The sequence below is a fragment of the Nocardia anaemiae NBRC 100462 genome (genome assembly GCF_001612725.1).
In the GTDB taxonomy this organism is placed as follows: domain Bacteria; phylum Actinomycetota; class Actinomycetes; order Mycobacteriales; family Mycobacteriaceae; genus Nocardia; species Nocardia anaemiae.
This window is the reverse complement of sequence record NZ_BDAZ01000050.1, coordinates 74,040-92,050: the sequence shown is the minus strand read 5'-3', so window position 1 is coordinate 92,050 and position 18,011 is coordinate 74,040. Positions and strand designations below refer to the sequence as shown.

General features: G+C 66.3%; 15 protein-coding genes. 7 read left to right on the top strand and 8 right to left on the bottom strand.

From position 1 onward, the window contains the following. Positions 1 to 425: 425 nt before the first annotated feature. From glgB to NA5_RS26645, 3 genes are read right to left on the bottom strand one after another with little or no spacing between them, the layout of a single operon-like run. The gene (gene glgB, locus NA5_RS26655) at positions 426 to 2,582 is read right to left on the bottom strand and encodes a 1,4-alpha-glucan branching protein GlgB (protein WP_062990780.1); all 2,157 of its coding nucleotides are present in this window, start codon (positions 2,580 to 2,582) and stop codon (positions 426 to 428) included. After that, the gene (locus NA5_RS26650; protein ID WP_062990820.1) at positions 2,579 to 4,582 is read right to left on the bottom strand and encodes an alpha-1,4-glucan--maltose-1-phosphate maltosyltransferase; all 2,004 of its coding nucleotides are present in this window, start codon (positions 4,580 to 4,582) and stop codon (positions 2,579 to 2,581) included. The genes glgB and NA5_RS26650 overlap by 4 nt, the downstream gene beginning before the upstream one ends. Positions 4,583 to 4,620: 38 nt before the next feature. Further along, positions 4,621 to 5,295 carry a LysE family translocator gene (locus NA5_RS26645; protein WP_062990778.1) on the bottom strand — a complete coding sequence of 225 codons (675 nt, stop codon included), beginning with the start codon at positions 5,293 to 5,295 and terminating at the stop codon, positions 4,621 to 4,623. Positions 5,296 to 5,649: 354 nt separating this feature from the next. Here NA5_RS26645 and glgP point away from each other — a divergent pair, with 354 nt between their 5' ends. Further along, positions 5,650 to 8,220, top strand: a complete 2,571-nt coding sequence (glgP, locus tag NA5_RS26640; protein WP_062990776.1) for an alpha-glucan family phosphorylase — start codon at positions 5,650 to 5,652, stop codon at positions 8,218 to 8,220. Positions 8,221 to 8,327: 107 nt separating this feature from the next. Here the strand turns inward: glgP and NA5_RS40665 are convergent, their stop codons facing one another. Then, positions 8,328 to 8,540 carry a hypothetical protein gene (locus tag NA5_RS40665; protein ID WP_157110649.1) on the bottom strand — a complete coding sequence of 71 codons (213 nt, stop codon included), beginning with the start codon at positions 8,538 to 8,540 and terminating at the stop codon, positions 8,328 to 8,330. 29 nt (positions 8,541 to 8,569) lie between these two features. On the opposite strand from NA5_RS40665, the gene NA5_RS26635 reads away from it, so the two are divergent. Next, complete coding sequence (locus NA5_RS26635) at positions 8,570 to 9,931, top strand: NCS2 family permease (RefSeq protein ID WP_062990774.1); 1,362 nt, start codon at positions 8,570 to 8,572, stop codon at positions 9,929 to 9,931. 105 nt (positions 9,932 to 10,036) lie between these two features. Further along, on the top strand, positions 10,037 to 10,582 hold the full coding sequence (locus NA5_RS26630) for a DoxX family protein (protein WP_084484433.1): 546 nt from the start codon (positions 10,037 to 10,039) through the stop codon (positions 10,580 to 10,582). On the opposite strand, the gene NA5_RS26625 is transcribed toward NA5_RS26630, so the two are convergent. The 3 genes from NA5_RS26625 to NA5_RS26615 all read right to left on the bottom strand — a co-directional run bounded on the left by NA5_RS26625 (position 10,566) and on the right by NA5_RS26615 (position 14,206). Beyond that, the gene (locus tag NA5_RS26625; RefSeq protein WP_062990772.1) at positions 10,566 to 11,276 is read right to left on the bottom strand and encodes a methyltransferase domain-containing protein; all 711 of its coding nucleotides are present in this window, start codon (positions 11,274 to 11,276) and stop codon (positions 10,566 to 10,568) included. The genes NA5_RS26630 and NA5_RS26625 overlap by 17 nt on opposite strands. A 194-nt stretch (positions 11,277 to 11,470) precedes the next feature. Next, positions 11,471 to 13,516: an ATP-dependent DNA helicase gene (locus NA5_RS26620; protein ID WP_062990770.1), complete on the bottom strand. Its 2,046-nt coding sequence runs from the start codon at positions 13,514 to 13,516 to the stop codon at positions 11,471 to 11,473. A 123-nt stretch (positions 13,517 to 13,639) separates the two neighbouring features. Further along, entirely contained in the window at positions 13,640 to 14,206 is a 567-nt protein-coding gene (locus NA5_RS26615; protein WP_040687184.1) for a nicotinamidase, read from the bottom strand. A gap of 117 nt (positions 14,207 to 14,323) precedes the next feature. Here NA5_RS26615 and NA5_RS40660 point away from each other — a divergent pair, with 117 nt between their 5' ends. Then, entirely contained in the window at positions 14,324 to 14,593 is a 270-nt protein-coding gene (locus tag NA5_RS40660) for a hypothetical protein (protein ID WP_157110648.1), read from the top strand. Here the strand turns inward: NA5_RS40660 and NA5_RS26610 are convergent. After that, positions 14,523 to 15,818: a nicotinate phosphoribosyltransferase gene (locus NA5_RS26610; protein ID WP_062990816.1), complete on the bottom strand. Its 1,296-nt coding sequence runs from the start codon at positions 15,816 to 15,818 to the stop codon at positions 14,523 to 14,525. The genes NA5_RS40660 and NA5_RS26610 overlap by 71 nt on opposite strands. Positions 15,819 to 15,938: 120 nt before the next feature. Between NA5_RS26610 and clpS the strand changes: the two genes are divergently transcribed. Genes clpS through NA5_RS26595 form a run of 3 tightly spaced genes read left to right on the top strand, consistent with a single transcriptional unit; the run spans position 15,939 to position 17,949 of the window. Continuing rightward, positions 15,939 to 16,259 (top strand): ATP-dependent Clp protease adapter ClpS, encoded by a 321-nt coding sequence (clpS, locus tag NA5_RS26605; protein ID WP_157110647.1) that lies wholly within the window; start codon positions 15,939 to 15,941, stop codon positions 16,257 to 16,259. Between the two features lie 23 nt (positions 16,260 to 16,282). Beyond that, positions 16,283 to 16,852: an oxidative stress transcriptional regulator AosR gene (gene aosR, locus NA5_RS26600; RefSeq protein WP_062990765.1), complete on the top strand. Its 570-nt coding sequence runs from the start codon at positions 16,283 to 16,285 to the stop codon at positions 16,850 to 16,852. A 35-nt stretch (positions 16,853 to 16,887) separates the two neighbouring features. After that, positions 16,888 to 17,949: a P1 family peptidase gene (locus NA5_RS26595; RefSeq protein WP_062990763.1), complete on the top strand. Its 1,062-nt coding sequence runs from the start codon at positions 16,888 to 16,890 to the stop codon at positions 17,947 to 17,949. Positions 17,950 to 18,011 lie beyond the last annotated feature (62 nt).

Sequence of the window (18,011 nt, the reverse complement as noted above, 5' to 3'; positions counted from 1 at the left end):
GCTGGGGCGGCGGCCGTCGGAAATGGCCTAGCGAGCACCGCGGGATCGGCGCAGCTCAGCACTGCCCGGCGGCCTGCCCGAATCCACCCGGTGGCTTAAGTCTCCGCCGCGAGCCAGTTTGCGGTGTTCGGGACAAGACCACTTGGCCGAGCCGTGCTCCGTGCTGCGGACCTGCGTGGTGGCTTATGACTCTGGATTGAGCTAGCTCGCGGTGTTCGGGGGCAGTGCCACAGTGGCTGAAGCCGGGCTGAGCGGTGTGGCTGGGCCTTCTCGATTTACTGCGGGGTCACGTGTACGCCTAACCTGCGCGTTAGCTTATTTTCTTGCGCGAGCCGGATCGCGGGTGTTCGGGGCCCGCGCCAGGGTGGCCGAAAATCGGGCTCAGCGCTGCCGAAGTGGTGCTACTCGACCCCCCTGTGGATGGGTTATGACTCTGGTGCGAGCCAGATCGCGGTGTTCGGGGCTAGCGCTACGGTGGCCGAAGCCGGTCGTCCGTGCCAGGGGTCATCGGCTGCCTTGACGCCGCCGAGGTTTCCGATGCCGGAGCCGCCGTATTCGACGGCGTCGGTATTGAGGATTTCGCGCCAGGTGCCTGCGGTCGGCAGGCCGACGCGGTATTCACCGTGGACCGAGCCGGAGAAGTTGAAGACGCAGGCGATGACCGAACCGTCGGAGCCGTAGCGCAGGAAGGCGATCACATTGTTTTCGCGATCGTCGGCCTGGACCCAGGAGTAGCCGCCGGGGCTGGTGTCCTGACTCCACAGCGCGGGATTGGCGCGATAGACCGCGTTCAGATCCCGGACGGCAACCGTAATGCCCTGGTGCAATGGGTTTTCCAGTTCGTGCCAGTCCAGGCCGCGATCGTGTGACCATTCCCGGAACTGGCCGAAATCCTGGCCCATGAACAGCAATTGCTTACCGGGATGCGACCACATATAGGCGAGTAGTGCGCGCACACCCGCCGCCTTGGCGAAGTCGTCGCCGGGCATTCTGGTCCAGAGGGTGCCCTTGCCGTGCACGACCTCGTCGTGGCTGATGGGCAGTACATAGTTCTCGCTCCACGCGTACACCAGCGAGAAGGTGATCTCGTTGTGGTGCCAGGAGCGGTGGATCGGATCGCGCCCCATATAGCCCAGGGTGTCGTGCATCCAGCCCATATTCCATTTCATGGTGAAGCCGAGACCGCCGACATCGGCGCCGCGGGTGACACCGGGCCAGGTGGTGGATTCCTCCGCGATGGTGACGACGCCGGGATGGTGGCGGTGCACAGTTTCGTTGAGGTCCTGCAGGAAGTCGACGGCCTCCAGGTTCTCCCGGCCGCCGTGCACATTCGGCTCCCATTCGCCTTCGGCGCGTGAGTAGTCCAGATACAGCATGGAGGCGACCGCGTCGACACGCAGTCCGTCGATGTGGAATTCCTCGATCCAGTACCGCGCATTGGCGACCAGGAAGTTGCGCACCTCATTGCGGCCGAAGTCGAAAATGTAGGTGCCCCAGTCGAGTTGCTCGCCGCGGCGCGGGTCGGCGTGCTCGTAGAGCGCGGTGCCGTCGAAGCGCGCCAGCGCCCATTCGTCACGGGGGAAGTGCGCGGGCACCCAGTCGAGCAGTACGCCGATGCCCGCCGCGTGCATGCGGTCGACGAAGGCACGGAAATCGTCGGGCGAGCCGAAGCGGGCGGTGGGTGCGTAGTACGAGGTGACCTGGTAGCCCCAGGAGCCGCCGAACGGGTGCTCGGCGATCGGCAGCAGTTCGATATGGGTGAATCCGGCCGCGCGCACGTAATCGGCGAGCTGATCGGCCAATTCGCGATAGCCGAGGCCGGGACGCCACGAGCCCAGGTGCACCTCGTAGACGCTCATCGGGGCGCGGGTCGGGTCGGTGCGTTCGCGGGTCGAAATCCAGTCACCGTCGGACCACACGTAGTTGCTTTCGGTGACCACCGATGCCGTAGCGGGCGGCAACTCCGTCGCGAAGGCCAGTGGATCCGCATGATCCACGGTGCGTCCGTCCGCGCCGTGCACCCGGAACTTGTACTTGGTGCCGACGCCGACACCCGGCACGAAGACCTCCCACACCCCGGAGGATCCGAGCGAACGCATCGGTGCGGTGTTCCCGCTCCAACTGTCGAAATCGCCGATCACGGTGACACCCCGGGCATTCGGGGCCCATACCGCGAACGAGGTCCCGTCCACCGCACCATCGAGGGTGGTGTAGCGGCGCGGATGCGCGCCGAGCACATCCCACAGGTGTTCGTGGCGGCCCTCGCCGATGAGATGCAGATCCAACTCGCCGACGGTGGGCAGGAAGCGGTAGCCGTCCGCGCTGATGATCGTCTGTCCGCCTTGGTAGTTGGTGACGATGCGGTAGTCCATCAGGTCCGGATGCGGCACGACACCGGCGAAAATGCCGTGCCCCAACGACTTCAGCGGATGGTCGACGCCGCCGACGCGGGCGAACACCGTATCGGCGTGCGGGCGCAGCACCCGCACTATCGTGCCGTCGGGATGCGGGTGCGCGCCGAGCACGGTATGCGGATCGGTGTGGGTGCCCGCCGCGAGCAACATCAGATCGCGGCGCTTCATCGAAATGTCCTCCGGAAGGCAAGTTCCGCGCGCGCCTGCTGAGATACCGCGGGCAGCGTGAGAATGTGGGCGACCGCGTTGGCCGGATCCAGCCGCACGTAATTGGTCTGCGCCCAATGGTATTCCTCGCCGCTGACCTCATCGAAGACCACCGGATGGTCGTGCCATTCGCGGCCGATGGCGGGCAGGTCGAGCGAGATCATGCCCCATTCGGCGCCATAGGGATTCAGATTCACCACGACCAGGACCGCGTCACCGCTGACCGGATCGACCTTCGAATAGGCCAGTAGCGCGTCATTGTCGACGTGATGGAAGTGGATGCAGCGCAACTGCTGCAGCGCCGGATGCGCGCGGCGGATCTCGTTGAGCCGAGTGATCCACGGCTCCAAGGATTCTCCGCGCGCCAGCGCCTCGGCGAACGGGCGCGGGCGCAGCTCGTACTTCTCCGAATCCAGGTACTCCTCGCTGCCCGGGCGCACCGCCTGATGCTCGAAGAGTTCGAATCCGGAGTAGACACCCCAGGTCGGAGCCATGGTCGCGGCCAGCACCGCACGGATGGCGAACATGCCGGGACCGCCGTGCTGCAGGCTTTCGTGCAGGATGTCGGGGGTGTTGACGAACAGATTCGGTCTGGCCTCGTCGGCCTTGGCGGCGAGTTCGTTGCCGAATTCGGTGAGTTCCCATTTGGCGACGCGCCAGGTGAAATACGTGTAGGACTGGCTGAACCCGCGGCGGGCCAGTCCGTAGAGCCGGGCCGGGCGGGTGAACGCCTCGGAGAGGAAGATCACCTCTGGATCGGTGCGCCGCACCGTCGCGATCAGCCATTCCCAGAAGTCGGCGGGCTTGGTGTGCGGGTTGTCGACGCGGAAGATCTTGACGCCCAAGCCGATCCAGTGCCGGACAACGCGCAGCACCTCCGCGTACAACCCGTCCGGATCGTTGTCGAAGTTGACCGGGTAGATGTCCTGGTATTTCTTCGGCGGATTCTCGGCGTAGGCGATGGTGCCGTCCGGGAGGGTGGTGAACCACTCCGGGTGCGCGGCCACCCACGGATGATCCGGTGCGCACTGCAGTGCCAGGTCGAGCGCGACTTCGAGGCCGAGTTCGTTTGCGGTGGCGACGAATTCGGCGAAATCGGCGGTGCTGCCGAGTTCGGGATGGATCGCGTCGTGCCCGCCGTGCTTCGACCCGATCGCCCACGGGGATCCGACGTCATCGGGTTCGGCGGCGAGCGTGTTATTGCGGCCCTTGCGGTTGATCTCACCGATCGGGTGGATCGGCGGGAGGTAGACCACGTCGAAGCCCATGCCCGCGATTCGCGGCAATTCCTTTGCGGCGGTGGCGAAATTGCCGTGGATCGGGTTGCCCGCGGCATCACGGCCGCCGGTCGAGCGCGGGAAGAACTCGTACCACGAGCCGTACAGTGCGCGTTGACGTTCCACCAGCACCGAATGCTGCGGTCCGCGAGTGACCATGTCGCGCAACGGCGTATTGCGCAGGATCTCGGTGACCTCCGCACTGAAGGCGGGGGCGACCCGGGCGGGCAACTGTTCGTCGGCGCGCAATGCCGTCGCGGCGGCACGCAAACGCTCGAACTGCTTCTTGGGCACCGCCTGCGCGGCCCGCTCGAACAGCCGAGCGCCGAGTTCGAGGTCGTTGGCGAGGTCCGCGGCGCTCTGTCCGACAGCCAGCTTCGCCTCCACCGCCGCCCGCCAGGTGGCGATCGGATCGCCCCAACCCTCGATGCGATAGGTCCATGTGCCGGGCAGGTTGGGTACGAAGGTGGCGTTGAAGACGTCCGGCTCGTAGTCCGGCGTCATGCGAATGCGAGTGATCCGCGACGAGCCGGGACCGCGCACCGCGAGCGTGGCGGAGACGGCCTCATGCCCCTCGCGCCAGACCACGGTGCGCACCGGAAAAACCTCGCCGACCACGGCCTTGGCCGAGCGGCCGCCGGGGATCGCAGGGGAGGTGTCATCGATGGCGATGCGGCCGGTCACGTCGACCAACCTACCGGGTGCGGGCCGATTGGACCGGATCAGCGTGCGTCGGCCGCCAGACCGAGGCCGAGTGCGACCAAGATCGCGCCGAGCGCGCGCTCCACCCGCTGGCGGATTCCTGTTCGCCGCAGCCAGGCCCCGGCGCGGTCCGCCGCCAGCACGATGCCGATGCACCACGCGGTATCGAGGACCAGTTGAATGCCCGCCAGGATCAGCACCGTCGGCAGCACCGGACCGCTCGACGGCAGGAACTGCGGCAGGATCGTCAGGCCGAAGACGGCCGCCTTCGGATTCGCCGCGATCGAGATCAGCGAGGTGCGGAAGGCCGAACCCGGGGTGCGGCCGGTGGGCAGCAGCTTCGTCGCCGGGGGATGGCAGCCGGCGGGGCGGGTGGACGCTGTGCTGCCGAATTCGTCGTCACCGCGGGCGCCGCGCCAGGCCTGCACGCCGAGCCAGATCAACACCAACGCCCCGATGACGTGCACCGCAGTATTCATGAACCGGTTCGCGACCAGCAGCACCGACAGGCCTGCGCCACCGGCGAGCGTCCACCCGAACACCCCTATCTCGTTCCCGGCCACCGCAGCCAGGCCCGCCGCGCGACCGTCACGCACCGCGCGTTGGAGAAACAGCGCCGTCGCGGGTCCGGGCAGTGCGGCCAGGATGAGGCAGGCCAGCAGGAACTGGGGGAGCACATCGATCCAGTGCGGCATCAGCTGATGCTCTCATTCACGTCGGGTTCGCCGCGAGCGGATATTTCGGTGCGCTGAGCAGTGGCGCCGCTGTGCAGGCGGCCGTTCGTGCGATTCGTCGGGCCCTACCCGGTTGTCCGCCCTCGATCGTCGGTACTCGCTGGAAGTAGGCCTGTCATCCGCCAGCTGTGTGCCGCGAATGAACGACGTTCCGGCCGCAGCGGTTTACCCAGCAGTGAGCGCTTGCCGACGCTGCGCGACGCAAGGACTCGTTGCGCTGGTCCGCTCTGGCCGCGATCGCATGCGGTGCATCTGGTCAAGTGACCTGGGTCGGTGGAGCCACCGGGTGCCGTGGCATTCGGTAGGGTTCGGCACGTGAAGGCACTTCGTCGTTTCACCGTCCGTGCCCATCTGCCCGAGCGTTTGGCGGCCCTGGGCGAACTTTCCACGAATCTGCGCTGGTCGTGGCATTGGGAAACCCAGGATCTGTTCGCGGAGCTCGATCCCGTGCTATGGGCCGAGCTCGGCCACGATCCGGTGCGGATGCTGGGCGATGTCCCCGCGTCGCGGTTGGACGAGCTTGCCGCCGATGCGGACTACGTCGGGCGGGTGGATGCCGCGGCCGCGGATCTGCGCGACTATCTGACGCGGCCGGGCTGGTTCCAGCGGCAGACCGACGAGCCGGTGCGCGGTATCGCCTATTTCTCGATGGAGTTCGGGGTTACCGAGGTGCTTCCGAACTATTCGGGTGGTCTCGGGATTCTGGCCGGTGATCATCTGAAGTCCGCATCGGATCTGGGGCTGCCGCTGATCGGTGTCGGATTGCTCTACCGCTCCGGCTACTTCCGGCAGTCGCTGACCGCGGATGGTTGGCAGTCCGAGCACTATCCGGCGCTGGACCCGCAGGGGCTGCCATTGCGGCTGCTGACCACCGAAGGTTCGCCGGTGCTGATCCATGTGGCCATGCCCGATCAGCGGGTGCTGCGGGCGCGGGTGTGGATCGCGCAGGTCGGGCGGGTGCCATTGCTGCTGCTGGATTCCGATATCGCCGAGAACGATCCGGAACTGCGCGCGGTCACCGATCGGCTCTACGGCGGTGATCAGGACCATCGGATCAAGCAGGAGATTCTGGCCGGTATCGGTGGCGTGCGGGCGGTGCGCGCCTATACGCGAGCCGCCGGGCTGCCGGATCCCGATGTGTTCCATATGAACGAGGGACACGCCGGATTCCTCGGCGTCGAGCGTATTCGCGAATTCGTCTCGGCCGGACTGGATTTCGATACCGCACTCACCGCGGTGCGGGCCGCTACGGTGTTCACCACGCACACGCCGGTGCCCGCGGGTATCGACCGGTTCCCGATGCCGTTGGTGCGCAGGTATTTCGGCGGTGGCCACGGCGAATCCGAATCCGCCATGCTGCCAGGGCTTTCCATCGACCGGATCGTCGCGCTCGGTCGCGAGTCCGATCCGTCGGTATTCAATATGGCGCATATGGGCTTGCGACTAGCCCAGCGCGCCAATGGTGTTTCCAAACTGCACGGCGAGGTGAGCCGCGCCATGTTCGCGCCGCTGTGGCCGGGCTTCGACGCGACCGAGGTGCCGATCGGTTCGGTCACCAATGGTGTGCATGCCCCGACCTGGGCCGCGCGCGAATGGTTCGACAAGGCACGCGAACACATCGGTCCTGAGCTGGTCGAGGAGGCGCGTGGCTGGGAGAAGCTGCGCGATTTCGACCTTGGTGAATTGTGGTCGACCCGGAATGCCTTGCGCGCCATCCTCGTTGCCGAGGTGCGTCGCCGGGTGCGCGCGTCCTGGTTGGAACGCGGTGCGGCTTCGGCTGAATTGGGTTGGGTCGACAGCGTTTTCGATCGGAATGTGCTGACCGTCGGTTTCGCGCGCCGGGTGCCGACCTATAAGCGGTTGACCCTGATGCTGCGCGATCCGCAGCGCTTGCGTGCGCTGCTGCTGGATCCCGATCGACCGATGCAATTGGTGGTCGCGGGCAAGAGTCATCCTGCCGATGACGGCGGCAAGACGCTGATCCAGCAGGTCGTGCGGTTCGCCGACGATCCGGAAGTGCGTCATCGCATCGTCTTCCTGCCCGACTACGACATGTCCATGGCCCGCTACCTGTACTGGGGGTGCGATGTCTGGCTGAACAATCCGCTGCGTCCGCTGGAGGCCTGTGGCACCTCCGGTATGAAGTCCGCGCTCAACGGGGGGCTCAACCTCTCCATCCGGGACGGCTGGTGGGATGAGATGTTCGACGGCGAAAACGGTTGGGCCATACCGACCGCCGACGGCGTCTCCGATGAACACCGCCGCGACGACCTCGAGGCCGCCGCCCTCTACGACCTTTTCGAACGCACCGTCGCACCGCGCTTCTACGATCGTAACGGCTCGGATATGCCGGTGCGCTGGGTCGAGATGGTGCGCCACACCCTGCAAACGCTCGGCCCGAAGGTGCTGGCCTCCCGCATGGTTCGTGACTACGCCGTCGACTACTACGCCCCCGCCGCATCCGCGGGTCGACGCGCGAGCGCCGACGAATTCGCCGCTGCCCGAGCGGTTTCGGAGTATCGACGCAGGGTCGAGGCCGCTTGGTCCTCGGTCAAGATCATCCAGGTCGACAGTGCGGGCCTGCCCGATACCCCGATCATCGGCGCCGAACTCTCCCTCGCCGCCCGCATCGACCTCGGCGGGCTCACCCCCGCCGACGTCAGTGTGCAAGCGGTACTGGGCCGAGTCTCACCGACCGACGACCTCTCCGACACCACCACCTTCCCGATGACCCACACCGGATCCGATTCCGGTGTAGACCTTTTCACCGTCGCAACCCCGGTCCCGCTGTCCGGTGCCGTCGGCTATACGGTCCGCGTGCTACCCCACAACGAACTGCTCGCCAGCGACGCCGAACTGGGCCTGGTAATCGCCCCGAACGGTTGATGCCGAATCCGGAACCTACTCCGAGCTCAGTTTCGGGGCCCAGGGCAATGGTCCGGTTGGGCCAGTGGAGCGAATAGGCGAGCCAGAGGTTGATTGTGGCCGGTGGCTCACTTGGTGAACTCCAAGCCGCGGAAGGTGGTGGCGCACCCGAGCAGCGAGGTCAGCGGGCTGGGTAAGAGTTCGACCTTGCCGCCGAGCTGCCGGTGGGCGGTGCCCGCGATATCTGAGATGGCTACCGTGACGAGGCTCACGAAAACCTGGACCGGCTGATGGGTCGGGTTCTCGAGCCCAGTGAATTGTCGGCTACCGTGCCCTGGCACCCCCGTACTCGTTTTTCACTGGAGAGCTCATGGTCACCGACGTTCTGACGCGAACCCGAGGACGCCTCGACGCGTACTTCGGCATCAGTTCGAACGGTTCGACCATGAAGCGCGAGTTGATGGCCGGAACCATCACCTTCCTCGCCATGTCCTATGTGCTGGCCGTGAATCCGTCGGTGCTCGGCGACGAGGGTGCGCTCGGCGCCAAGGGCATTCCCATGCAAGCGGTGTTCACCGCGACGGCGGTCGCCGCGGTCTTCGGCACGCTGGTCATGGGGGTGTGGGCCAGGTATCCGATCGCGCTCGCACCGGGTATGGGCCTCAATGCCTTCTTCGCATATTCGGTGGTACTCGGCATGGGGATCCCCTGGCAGGTGGCGCTATCGGGAACCTTCCTGTCCGGGGTGATCTTCTTCGTACTCGCGATCACCAAGGTGCGCGAACGCATCCTCAATGCGATTCCGATGCAGATGAAGCTGGCCGTCGGCGCGGGCATCGGCATGTTCGTGGCATTCCTCGGGCTGAAGAACGCGGGCATTGTGGTCAATAGCGAGGCCACCCTCGTCACGCTCGGCAACTTCACCAAGGGCACCACCCTGCTTGCACTGTTCGGTCTCGTGATGACCGTGGTGTTCCTGGTCATCGGCTGGCACGGTGCGGTGCTCTACGGCATCGTGCTCACGGCCATCGTGGGCGTCGTCAGCGGTCTGGTCGATCTGCCCAAGGGTGTCGTCGCGATGCCGACGGGACTCGAGCACACCTTCGGTCAGGCGATCATCCATCTGCCCGATGCGTTCACCGGGCAGATGGCCGTCGTCGTTCTCACCATGCTCTTCGTCGACTTCTTCGACTGCTCCGGCACCCTGATCGGCGTCGCCAACCAGGCCGGACTGCTCGACAAGGACGGCAAACTGCCGCGCGCGGCCAGCGCGCTCGCCGCGGACTCGGTGGGCACCATGGCGGGCGCGGTCATCGGCACCTCGACCACCACCGCCTATGTCGAATCGACGGCGGGTGTCTCAGCGGGCGGCAGGACCGGTCTGACCGCCGTGACAACCGCGGGCTGGTTTCTGGTCGCCATGTTCTGCTACCCGATATTCGCGGTGGTCGCCGGTTCGGCGGCCATAACCGCGCCCGCGCTGATCGTGGTCGGCGTGCTGATGGCTCGCGCGCTCGGCGAGATCGATTGGAATCGGCTGGAGTACTCGGTTCCGGCCTTCATCACCGTCGTCATGATGCCCCTGACCTACTCGATCGCGAATGGCCTTGCGATGGGCATGTTGTTCTATCCGATCGTCATGGTCGCGAAGGGGCGCATCAAAGAGGTGCATCCGGCGATGTGGGCACTGATGGTGATGTTCCTCGGATATTTCTTCTTCCTCGCGGAATAAGACTCGCCTATCGCGCGGTTGGCCTGCGCTGTGGGATAATCGGACCGCAGTCCGCTTCATTGCCGAGGCTAATTGTTCATAACCGATGCACAGATGAGGACCAGCATGACTTCCAACGGAACACTCGGACGCTCCACCAATCCGAGTGGCGCGACCCTCGACAACTCCGCCACCGATATCGGCCTCCTGGTGCTGCGCGTCGTCTTCGGCGGCCTGCTCGCGGCGCACGGCGCTCAGAAACTCTTCGGCTGGTTCGGCGGCATGGGTTGGAGCGGCAACGCCGCCGCCTTCGATTCCATGGGCTACAACCCCGGAAAACTGTTCGGCACGCTCGCCGGACTCAGCGAATTCACCGGCGGCATTCTGCTGCTGCTCGGCCTGCTGACCCCGCTGGCCTCGGCCATCGTGCTCGGCACCATGATCAATGCGGTCAATGCCACCTGGGGTGGTGGCCTGCTGACCGGTAAGGGCTACGAATTGCCCTTGCTGTTCGCCGCCGTCGGCGCGACTGTCGCTTTCACCGGCCCCGGCAAGTTCTCGCTCGACCATGGCCGTCCGTGGCAGCGTCAGGGCATTGTCTGGGGCGGGGCCGCCGTCGCGGTGGCGTTGATCGCGGCGGTCGTCACGTTGATCCTCAAATGGACGATCTGATCGAGTGCAGAACCAGGACCGTGGTCGCCCCGCGGTGGAACTCGTAGGCCGTTTCCCGCAGCGATGAGCGGATTCCCTTGTCGTGCAGTTCTTTTCGCAGGTGCGCGACCAGATCGTCTTGGCGTACGCCGGTGTGATCGACCAGCGGGTAGAGGCGGGTCTCGCCCGCGGATACTCGGGAGAGCTCGAGCAGGCATGCCAGATGGAAATCCGGATCGAGGCGGTCGGCGTAGGTGAAGAGCAGATGTGAGCTCAGGACCAGATCGAAGCTGTTGTCGGGGAAGGGAAGCGACGGCAGGAGCGCCGCGACGTACCGATCTCGATGTGCGGCGAGGTCGGCGCCGAAGCGGGCCGCGGCAGCCAGGCGTATCGCTCGATGCTGTTGCGGATCGCCGTAGAAATCCCACCGGTAGCGGTCCAGATGTGCTGTTGCCCAAACGTTTCCGCGATCGGTTTCGGAGATGGCGAGGGTGCGCAGTTGCTCCGCGGGTTGGGCGTAGATCGGATCGGCCGCGATGACGGTGGCCCCGAGTTCACTGGCCTCCGCGGTGAAACTCGCTGCGCCGCCTGGACAGTCGAGGATGCGTCCGTCGAGGTCGGCTTCGGTGAGTGCGAAGATGGCCCGGTACTCGGCCAAAGACCTTGCGCTGATCAAGAATTCGCCGAGGGCGTCGATATCTGGCTGGTGCGTCATTGGGAAACGGTCTCATGGGTGGACCGGCCGTGACAGGGATTTGTGGTGTCCCCGCGCCGCGTGCAGGGCTTGGCGCGGGGACCGCCGATACATCCGGTGTGGGAATTGGGGTCTCACCGGAGTACCGATTCTCAAATTTACTTCTGCCTGGAAGTATTGGAATGCTTTGTGAGTGGTCTCACAATTTGGCCTGCTCAGGCGCTTGCGGCGGCGAGTCGCCGCAGCGCTTTGGTGACGACTTCGGGATCGGCGGTCTCCCAGTACGGCGGCAGTGAGGCCCGCAGATAGCCGCCGTAGCGCGCGGTCGCCAAACGGGAATCCAGGATCGCGACGACACCGCGGTCATCGACGCTGCGCAACAGCCTGCCGGTGCCCTGGGCCAGCAGCAGCGCGGCGTGATTGGCCGCGACGGTCATGAAGCCATTGCCGCCGCGCGACTCGACGGCCCGCTGTCGCGCGGTCAGCAGCGGATCGTCGGGGCGTGGGAACGGGATTCGATCCAGGATCACCAGACTCAGCGACGGACCCGGCACATCGACGCCCTGCCACAGCGACAGCGTGCCGAACAGGGAGGTCTCCGGGTCGTCGGCGAACTTGCGCACCAGCGCACCGGTTGCGTCGTCCCCTTGACACAAAACCGGCGTATTCAGTCGTTCGCGCAGCGCGTCGGTGGCCGCGCGGGCGGCGCGCATCGAAGAGAACAGCCCGAGCGTGCGCCCGCCCGCGGCGCTGATCAGCCGCTCGATTTCGTCGAGGTAGGCCGGTGCCAGACCATCTCTACCAGGTGCGGGCAGATGCTTCGCCACATACAGGATTCCCGACTTGGCATGGTCGAACGGCGAGCCGACATCGAGCGAACTCCAGCGCACGGTCTCCGCGTCCGAGGGCGCCTGCGCGCCGTTCGCGGTGGCGGCATCGCCGCGGCTGCCCGATTGGGCGGGCAGACCCCAGGTGATGGCGAGTCCGTCGAAGGAGCCGCCGATCTGCAGGGTGGCCGAGGTCAGCACGACGGTGGCGGTGCCGAAAAGTCTGCTGCGCAATAGCCCGCCCACCGACAGCGGCGCCATACGCAGCGTGCGCCGGGTGACGCCGCGGATCTCGTCGGCGGCGAGCCAGATGACGTCGTGGCGCTTGGCCGGATCGGATTCGTCGAACGCGGTCAACGCGCGCACCGCGCTGTCGTGCACCTCATCGATGGCGGCCAGCGCCTGGGTGCGGGCGGCGGCGCTTTCCGGATCACCCTGTGCGGTGGTGCCGCCCTGTGGGGCGAGCGCGGTGCGGGCGTTCCAGGCGGCATCGCGGACCAGAGCGAGCACCGGCGCGATGCCATCCGGCAGGCTGTCCCAGCGGGCGGCGGGCAGTTCGTCGAGCACCGTGTGCCAGGCCTCGGCGGCCTCCTCCAGCCGGTCCACTTCCTGCTGGTCGATGAGTTTGGCGCAGCGCCGGGCCGCGGCGCTGATCGCCGATGCGGCGAGTTCGGCGGTGGCGACGCCGGTGACCCGATCGACCAATTCGTGCGCCTCATCGATGACGACCACATCGTGTTCGGGCAGCACCTGGATGCCGCTGATCGCATCGATGGCGAGTAGGGCGTGATTGGTCACCACCACATCGGCCTGGGCCGATTCCGTCCTTGCTCGTTCGGCGAAGCAGTCCTGGCCGAACGGGCAGCGCGATTTGCCGAGGCATTCCCGCGACGACACGCTGACCTGCCGCCAGGCCCGGTCGGTGACCCCGGGAGCGAGCTCATCCCGATCGCCGGTTTCGGTATTCGAGGCCCATTCGTTGAGCCGCTGCACCTCCCGGCCCAGCCGCGAGATGGCGAATGCGTCGAAGAGTTCGGCCTCCGCGGGCTCGTCCGGGATCGCACTATTGATCTTGTTCAGGCACAAATAGTTATTGCGCCCCTTGAGAATCGCGAATTTCGCCTCCCGACCCAGCGGTTTGCTCAGTGCCTCGGCCAGGCGCGGCAGATCCCGGTCGACCAGCTGACGTTGCAGTGCGATCGTCGCGGTCGAGACCACCACGGTCCGCCCGGTGCGCACCGCATGACGCAGACTCGGCACCAGATACGCCAGCGACTTACCGGTCCCGGTGCCCGCCTGCACCGCGAGATGCTCCTTGGTATCGATGGCGTGATCGACCGCCGCCGCCATCGTCACCTGCCCGACGCGCTCCTTCCCGCCGAGCGCGCGCACAGCGGTGGCCAAAAGCTCGGGGACGGGCGGCAGTTCGGGCACGCGACGAGCCTACTGCTTAGGACCGACACAGATCACCGCCCGATCGGATCCTCGGCCTGCTTCGCACACCTTCCAAATGCGAACCCGGCGTGTCATCCGGCAGGTCGAGGTGGACGGTCTGCGTCAGCGAACGACCGAACCCTCGATATCCACGCCCGCCGCACGCATGCGGTCGAGTGCGGCGGTGGTGGTATCGGGTGCGACGCCCGCGGTGAAGTCCAGCAGCACCCTGGTGTCGAAACCTTCGATGCGGGCGTCCAGCGCGGTCGCGCGGACACAGTGGTCGGTGGCGATTCCGACGATGTCGAGTTCGTCGATGGCGCGCTCGCGCAGCCAGTCGGCGAGACCGGTGCCGTCCTCGGTGGCGCCTTCGAAACCCGAATAGGCGGCGCTGTATTGGCCCTTGGAGAAGATCTCCTGGATCTGCTCGGTATTCAACGCGGGGTGGAAATCCGCGCCGGAGGTGCCGACCCGGCAGTGCGGCGGCCAGGTGTCCACATAATCCGGATGTTCGGAGAAATGGCCGCCCGGATCGATGTGGTAGTCGCGGGTGGCTACGACCGCACTGTAATGCGCGGAGTTCAGGTAGCCGGTGATGCGCCGGGCGACCGTGGCCCCGCCGGTGACGGCCAATGATCCACCCTCGCAGAAATCGTTCTGCACGTCGACGATGATCAACGCTCGGTTCATGTCGACCTCACCTTTCCACGATCTGAGCGCCGAGGGTGTAAACACTCGGGCTCCTGTCTGTGGATTACATTGTGCCGCCTGATCGATCGGGCGGGCTACGAACACTCGGAGGTCCACGTGAACAGCACCGTCAGAATCTCGATCGCACTCTTCATCGGCTATACGGCCTATCTGGCCACCGCTTTTCTGCTCGGGGATCGACCCGGCGAGGTGGGTGACTGGGTACGGCTGCTGATCAAGGGGTTCCTGATCGTGCTGGTCGCGATCTCGTTCGTGGAATGGCTGGCCAAGCGACGCAACGCCGAAGCCGTCCGGATCAGTTCACAAATGTCGTCGGAATCGCAGGTTCCCCAGCCGACAGTTTCAGGCCCTCCCACGGCAGGCTGACCAAACCGCGCGCCACCAACTTGCGGGCGTCCGCGAGCGTGGGCAGCTCATCGACCGGTTCGCCGTCGCGCACCAGCGGGACCAACAGTTCGCGAACCTCGAATCCGTTTGCGGCGGGCTGGGTTCCGGCGGCCGGATAGACGATCTCCTCGACCACGGTCCCGGTCCGGCGGGACAGCCGAATCGCCTTCTTGGTGCCGCCGCGCGACTCCTTGTGGCTGCTGCGCTTGGCGACCGGCAACCCGTCCACCTCGACCAGCTTGTAGACCATTCCGGCGGTGGGCGCTCCGGACCCGGTGACCAGCGACGTCCCGACCCCATAGGCGTCCACCGGTTCGGCGCGCAGTGCGGCGATCGCGTACTCGTCCAGATCACCGGAGACCACGATGCGGGTCTTGGTCGCGCCGAGTCCGTCGAGTTGGTCGCGCACCTGTCGCGCCAGTACGCCGAGATCACCGGAATCGATACGCACACCGCCCAATTCGGGTCCGGCGACCTCGATGGCGGTCGCCACTCCCTGGGTGATGTCGAAGGTGTCGACCAGCAGTGTTGTGCCGATGCCAAGCGCCTCGATCTGACCGCGGAACGCGGCCGCCTCATGCGCGCCGTCCGCAGTGCTGTGCAGCAGCGTGAACGCATGCGCGCTGGTGCCCGCTCCTGGCACACCGAAGCGGCGAACGGCCTCCAGATTCGAAGTGGCGTCGAAACCGGCCAGATATGCGGCGCGTGAGCAGGACGGCGCGGCGAGTTCGTGGGCGCGGCGCGAGCCCATCTCGATTATCCGACGGCCGTCGGCCGCGCTCACCATGCGGGCGGCCGCCGAGGCGATCGCGCTGTCGTGGTTGAGGATCGACAGGGCGAGGGTCTCCAACAGGACGCATTCGGCGAAGCTGCCGCGCACCGAAAGAATCGGGGAGCCCGGAAAATACAGTTCGCCCTCCGGATAGCCGTCGATATCGCCGGTGAATCGGTACTCGCGCAGCCAATCGATGGTTTTCGAGTCCAGGAAACCGGCCGCGATATCGAGCTCCGGATCCTCGAAACGAAAATGTGCCAGCGCCTCGACCAGCCGTCCGGTGCCCGCGACCACGCCGTAACGGCGACCATTCGGCAAGCGCCGTGCAAACACCTCGAAGGTGCAGCGCCGGTGCGCCGAGCCGTCGCCGAGGGCGGCCGCGAGCATGGTCAGTTCGTACTGATCGGTCAGCAGTGCGGTGCTGCGCATGTCCACCCAAGCCACTGTAGACAGCCGTGGCGGGCATGATAGGCGGCTGTGGCCGGGGTGTCTGTCGATTACTGGTGGACGGGTGTTGTGTATCCGGAGTCGAGTCGTACCCTGAGTGTTATGGCCTTGTGCGAAGCGAAAGCGACATTGTCGGCGGCACAGGCGACTCCGGAGGCGGTCGAATACACCGAGATCCTGGAGGCCGAGGACCGTCCGTGGGTAACGGTCGTCTGGGATGATCCGGTCAACCTCATGCACTACGTCGCCTACATCTTCCAGAAGCTGTTCGGCTACAGCAAAGCGAAGGCGACCGAATTGATGCTCAAGGTGCACAACGAGGGCAAGGCAGTGGTGTCGTCGGGGTCGCGGGACAAAATGGAACAGGACGTGCGACGGCTGCACGCCGCAGGACTCTGGGCGACCATGCAACGTGACGACTGACCGGTACGACTACCCTGACGTCAGTGCGTAAGTGGAGCCGGAAAAACTCGCTGAGCGGCCTCAAATTGCGATCCGAAATGGACGCGCGTGAGGCGAGCGTACTGCGGTCCCTGGTCGGCGCCGTTTCCGGCCTGCTGACCGAGCGGGCCGAATCCGCACCCGACGATGAGCTCGCCGAGCTCACCGGGTTGCGCAGCGGCAATACCACCCCGCCCGACGATCCCCGGCTGCACCGGCTGCTGCCGGACTTCCACCGGAGTGAACCGGGCTCTCCCGACGCCGATCGCGCCGATCTCAACAGCGCGCTGCGCAGTCTGCACGAGCCGGAGATCATCGACGCCAAGCTGGCCGCCGGATCGGTGGTGCTGAATACGGTGCCGACCGATGGCGGCAAGATCGTGTTGACGCCGGAGCAGGCCGACGCCTGGTTGACCGCGCTGACCGATGTGCGCCTGGCATTGGGCACGGTGCTCGGAATCGATGCCGAGACACCGGATCATCTCGAACCCGATGATCCGCGCGGGCCGCATCTGGATGTGTATCACTGGCTGACGTGGATGCAGGATTCGCTGCTGCAGGCCCTCGCGCCCTGACGGCGTCGGGCCGTGATGCTCGAGGAGTACGTGCTGTGAACGCGCAAGTGGGACTGCGTAATTCGCTGACCGATGTCCCCAGTCTGTTGGTCGGGCACCATCATGTGCTCGATCCGGACGCCACCCTGGGTTCCGGTGCGGCGACCGGCTGCACCGTCGTGCGCGTGCCCGGCGGCGCGGTCGCCGCGGTCGATGTGCGCGGCGGCGGGCCTGGGACCAGGGAAACCGATCTATTGGACCCGGGCAACACTGTGCGCCAAGTGAATTCGATCCTGCTGACCGGCGGCAGCGCCTACGGACTCGCGGCCGCGGATGGCGTAATGCGTTGGCTGGAGGAACATCACGAGGGCATACCGATGGATCCCACCGATCCGAGTCGGGTGGTGCCGATCGTGCCCGCCGCGGTGATCTTCGATCTTCCGGTGGGGGACTGGCGAATTCGACCGACCGCCGATTTCGGCTTCCTGGCGGCCGATACGGCGGCGGAGGAGTTCGAACGCGGGTGCGTCGGCGCGGGCGTCGGCGCGCGGGCCGGTTCGATCAAGGGCGGCGTGGGAACGGCGAGCATTGTGCTCGGCGCGGGTCCCGCCGCGGGCGTGACAGTGGCGGCGCTGGTTGTCGCCAATCCCGTCGGCTCGGTTTTCGACCCGCGCACCGGCCTGCCGTGGGGCGTCGGCACCGAGGGCCCCGACGCATTCGGCCTGCATCCCGCTACGCCCGAGCAACTGGCCGTGGCCAACGCACTCCCGGTCAAGGGCACTGTCCTCAACACGACCATCGGTGTCGTCGCCACCGACGCACCCCTGGACCCAGCCAGCTGTCAGCGCTTGGCCACCACTGCCCACGACGGGCTCGCCCGCGCCATCCGCCCCGCCCACTCGCCGCTCGACGGCGACACCATATTCGCTCTGTCCACCGGCACCGCCGAAATCACCGAGACCCCGATGCCGCCCGCCTTCCCATCCGACCTGCTGGTCCTGGACGAGGTCTGCACCGCGGCCGCACTCTGCGTCGAGCGCGCCATCCTCGACGCCATCCTCACCGCCCACTCCGTCGCAGGCATCCCCGCCTACTCCGACCTCTTCCCCCGTTCCTAGCGGCTCCCGCAAAGCTTCGGAGGCTCTCGCATAGCGACTCGCCGTCCGACATGCCGGGCGGA

Coding starts and splice junctions, on each gene's coding strand:
- glgB (WP_062990780.1), bottom strand. CDS start 2,582: ATGAAGCGCCGCGATCTGATGTTGCTCGCGGCGGGCACCCACACCGAT.
- NA5_RS26645 (WP_062990778.1), bottom strand. CDS start 5,295: ATGCCGCACTGGATCGATGTGCTCCCCCAGTTCCTGCTGGCCTGCCTC.
- NA5_RS26635 (WP_062990774.1), top strand. CDS start 8,570: ATGGTCACCGACGTTCTGACGCGAACCCGAGGACGCCTCGACGCGTAC.
- NA5_RS26630 (WP_084484433.1), top strand. CDS start 10,037: ATGACTTCCAACGGAACACTCGGACGCTCCACCAATCCGAGTGGCGCG.
- NA5_RS26625 (WP_062990772.1), bottom strand. CDS start 11,276: ATGACGCACCAGCCAGATATCGACGCCCTCGGCGAATTCTTGATCAGC.
- NA5_RS26615 (WP_040687184.1), bottom strand. CDS start 14,206: ATGAACCGAGCGTTGATCATCGTCGACGTGCAGAACGATTTCTGCGAG.
- NA5_RS26610 (WP_062990816.1), bottom strand. CDS start 15,818: ATGCGCAGCACCGCACTGCTGACCGATCAGTACGAACTGACCATGCTC.
- clpS (WP_157110647.1), top strand. CDS start 15,939: ATGGCCTTGTGCGAAGCGAAAGCGACATTGTCGGCGGCACAGGCGACT.